The following is a 3,732-nucleotide window of genomic DNA, read 5'->3' on the forward strand; positions in this document are numbered from 1 at the left end:
GTGTCAAGGGAATACTGTTATTCCGGTGCGTGAGTGCAATGAGCGAACCCCACGATGTCCGCTTTCGAGGCAAGAGACGGTGTCACCCGCGCTCAGTGTCAGGTCGGCATTTGGACCCATCTCAGAAGTGAATAGTCTCTAGACCCGGTGCCGCGCTCCCTTGTCCACTTTGCCTTACCTCGCTCTAGACCCGAGTCATTCCTGTGGACACCGCCTCCACCAGAGTTCAAATTGTTTGCCGCCTTGTAAGCTGGGTTCGAAGGCAAAGGGAATCTGACATGAAGACCAAGCTGCTGATCACGGTGTTGTCGTTGGCGGCCGGCTTTGCCCTCGTCGCTTCGGTCCCGGCGGCTTTGGCCCAAACGCCGCGGCCGGCAGCAGCGGAAAAACCGGCCGCGCCAATGAAGAGAGCCGCGCCAGCTGAGGAGGTCGCGCCGAAAGGCGTCTCAATCGCCGAAAAGGCCCAGAAGTGTCTCAAAGTCCCAGTTGATCCCCAAGCCCGGCTGGATTGCTACGACGCTGCTGTCAAACCGGAACTCAATCCGAATCCGCCGCCCGTCAAGGGCATCCGGGACTGCCGCCACCTCGTCGACAAGAACGATCGACTGGGGTGCTTCGACGGCTTTGCCGAACAAATTCCAAAATTCACGCATTAGGGCGCGCGGACGTCGCTTCTATCAGGTGCAGTCTGGGCCACCGACGGGTCTCGAAAGGTCACCGGACGTCCGTTTGTTGGCACGAAACCGACCAGCCGTGCCGATGCGTCGATGTCCGTTGGTAGGGGTAGATCAGAAGTGATGAGCAGGCGCTCAAAGCGACGCTCACAACTCGGATATCGGCCTGACCAAATCGGAGGTCGATTGTGTGCCGTTTCTGGCTCCCGGCCCGGGCGCAAAGTGCTAAACTGTGGGGCCGGGGCTCCGATGCAACGCTCGGGCTTCACACCCACCGGGAGCGAGCCCGTGACCGACGATCCAGTCGCACTCGACTTTGCCGATCTAGCCCGCGTCGAGAGCGCGGCCCTCGACCTTCTGCCGAGTGGCATTGGAATTTTCGACAACGACTTCAACCTCGTCTACGCGAACCGCTCTTTTTGTGAACTGCGTTTCTTGCCCGAATGGCTCTGCATTTGCGGGACCCGGCTTGAGGATATCGTCCATTATATAGCTGCCCGCGGCGACTACGGCACCGGCGAGGTCGACGCCTTGGTCAGGGATCGCATGGCCGAGATCCTCACGCTTAAGCCGTGGGAGGACGAACAGGATATCGAGGGTCGACGGCGGCTTGCGATCCGCCATACGCCTATACCTGGCCGTGGCCTGATGATCACCTATGCGGACGTCACGGAGGAACGCGCGACGGAGCGGAAGCTGCGAGAAAACGAAGAGCGCTACTCGCGCGTCACCGAGGCTGTCGCCGAGGGAATCTACGACTGGAACATCGCTGATAGCTCCCTCTACGTTTCCGACCGGGTGATGGAGATTTTCGGCTTCGAAGGACAGCTGACTTCGGACGACTGGTTCTCACGGGTTCATCCGGACGAAGCCGAAATCTACCGCGACGCGCTCCGGGAATGCTTCGGGGGAAAAACCGCCACGGTCGCGTGCGAATATCGCATCAAAGCGCGCGATGGAAACTATCGATGGGTCGAGGACCGTGGGTTGCCGATCCGTGACGCGGCAGGACGCGCGACCAGGCTCGTTGGTTGCGTCAGCAATGTGACTGCACGGCGAAGTATGGAGGAGGCACTTCGCAACAGCGAGCAGCGCTACGCGACCGCCATGCAAGCGATCAACGAGGCTGTCTACGAGTGGGATATCGCGACCGGTGAAATGTACTACTCGTCTCGGCTCTATGATCTCATAGCGTTGACGCCCCAGGAACTCTCAACGCGGCAGCAATGGCTCGATCGCGTCCATCCCGACGACATGCCGCGCTATCGTGCCGCGATTATCGCTCACCTCAAGGGAGAGACAGAACGCCTCGAAGTCGAATACCGTTACCGCCATGCCGATGGCTCCTGGCACTGGGCACGCCAGCACGGCGTCGCGAGTCGCGACCAAACCGGACGCGCCTGCCGCGTTTCAGGGTCCACCGGCGACATCACGACCGAAAAGCGCTTGCGCGAAGAGCTCGACCGCGCCAGGCGCCAGCTCGAGGATGCACTGGAATCGATCGCGGAAGGTTTCGTGTTGTTCGATCCGCAAGATCGCATCGTGATGTGCAATTCGCACTATCGCGGCTGGTTCACGGATGTCGCCCACATGGTGCACCCTGGCAACACATTTGAATCCTTCATGCGCGCCGCCGTGGAAATCGGCATGTTTCCCGCCGCCGCAAAGGACCCGGAAGGGTTTATGGCGGCGGTATTGGCGCGACGACGCAATCCGAGCGGCCCACGCGAGCAGCATCTCAGCTCCGGAATCTGGCTTCAGGTCAGCGACTACACGATGAGGGACGGCTCGCATGTCGGCGTCTACACCGACATCACCGAGCAGAAGCGGCGGCAGGCCGAGATCGCAAAGGCCAAGGCAGAGGCGGAATCCGCGCTTGAGCAGCTCAAGACAGCCCAACAGCAGCTGATCGTGCAAGGAAAGCTGGCTGCTCTCGGCCAGCTTACGGCCGGCATTGCGCACGAGATCAAGAACCCGCTCAATTTTGTCAATAATTTCTCCGCGCTGTCGGCGGAGCTGACCGATGAGCTGAATGACTTGCTTAAGTCTGCCGCGCTCGGCGAAAAAATGCGGAGAGAAGTCGAAGAATTGACAACCATGCTGAAGGACAACCTCGAAAAGGTCGTCCAGCATGGCAAGCGAGCCGACTCCATCGTGAAAAACATGCTGCAGCATTCCCGTGAGGGTTCCGGCGAGCATCGTCCTGCTGATATCAACGCGATAGTTGATGAGAGCCTGAACCTCGCTTATCACGGTGCCAGAGCGGAAAAGGCGGAATTCGCGATTACTCTGGAACGCAATTTTGATCCGGCCGTCGGCTTGGCCGATGTGTTTCCGCAGGAGATAACCCGAGTCTTGCTCAATTTGATATCAAATGGATTCTACGCGGCGACTAGACGTAGAACGGAAGGTAGTGACGGCTTTAGTCCGACGCTAAGCGCCGCCACGAAAGATCTAGGCGACAAGGTAGAAATTCGTATTCGTGACAACGGCACCGGCATTCCGACCGAAATAAAGGAGAAGATATTCAATCCTTTCTTCACGACTAAACCTACGGGTGAAGGTACCGGGCTCGGTCTTTCAATGAGCCACGAGATCATCGTGAAACAACACGGTGGCAGCATCGATGTGGATACGGAGCCCGGGAAGTTCACCGAGTTCAAACTCGTTTTGCCGCGGACCGGCCAAAAGAATCCGCCATACAACTGACCAACGCCACGCAAACAGGGAGGCAGTACCATGACGCTAAGGCCCGACCCTACGTTTCATGCATCGCCAAAGCTTGCAATGGAAGCTCCGCCAGAAAGCTTCGCCTATACCTTGCTGCTTAGCCCGGATTTCTCAAAACCAGACGCGCTCGCGGTAATCGACGTAAAGCCTGGCTCTCCCACTTTCAGTCAAATCGTTCACACCGTGACGATGCCCAATAAGGGTGACGAGTTTCACCATTTCGGCTGGAACGCTTGCTCGTCGTCTTTGTCGCCGCTCACGGGGCACGCTTTCCTCGAGCGGCGCTACCTCATTATCCCCGGGAGTCGTTCCTCGCGAATCTATATTG

Annotated in this window: 3 protein-coding genes; all 3 read left to right on the top strand. The window is 58.6% G+C overall.

Features of this window, described 5'->3' with window-relative positions; all coding sequences use genetic code 11:
* Positions 1-278: 278 nt before the first annotated feature.
* Positions 279-656 carry a hypothetical protein gene (locus WB528_RS27850; protein ID WP_423892570.1) on the top strand — a complete coding sequence of 126 codons (378 nt, stop codon included), beginning with the start codon at positions 279-281 and terminating at the stop codon, positions 654-656.
* A 306-nt stretch (positions 657-962) separates the two neighbouring features.
* Positions 963-3,383, top strand: coding sequence for a PAS-domain containing protein (locus tag WB528_RS27855; protein WP_423892572.1), 2,421 nt, complete (start codon positions 963-965; stop codon positions 3,381-3,383).
* A 30-nt stretch (positions 3,384-3,413) separates the two neighbouring features.
* The coding region (locus tag WB528_RS27860; protein WP_423892574.1) for a selenium-binding protein SBP56-related protein at positions 3,414-3,732 on the top strand (319 nt) is incomplete at its 3' end.

Origin of the sequence: Bradyrhizobium sp. (genome assembly GCF_049586575.1) — a bacterium.
Classification (GTDB): Bacteria; Pseudomonadota; Alphaproteobacteria; order Rhizobiales; family Xanthobacteraceae; genus Bradyrhizobium.

What these genes read in the sequence shown, in the direction of transcription:
- WB528_RS27850 (WP_423892570.1), top strand. Translation starts at nt 279, where the DNA reads ATGAAGACCAAGCTGCTGATCACGGTGTTGTCGTTGGCGGCCGGCTTT.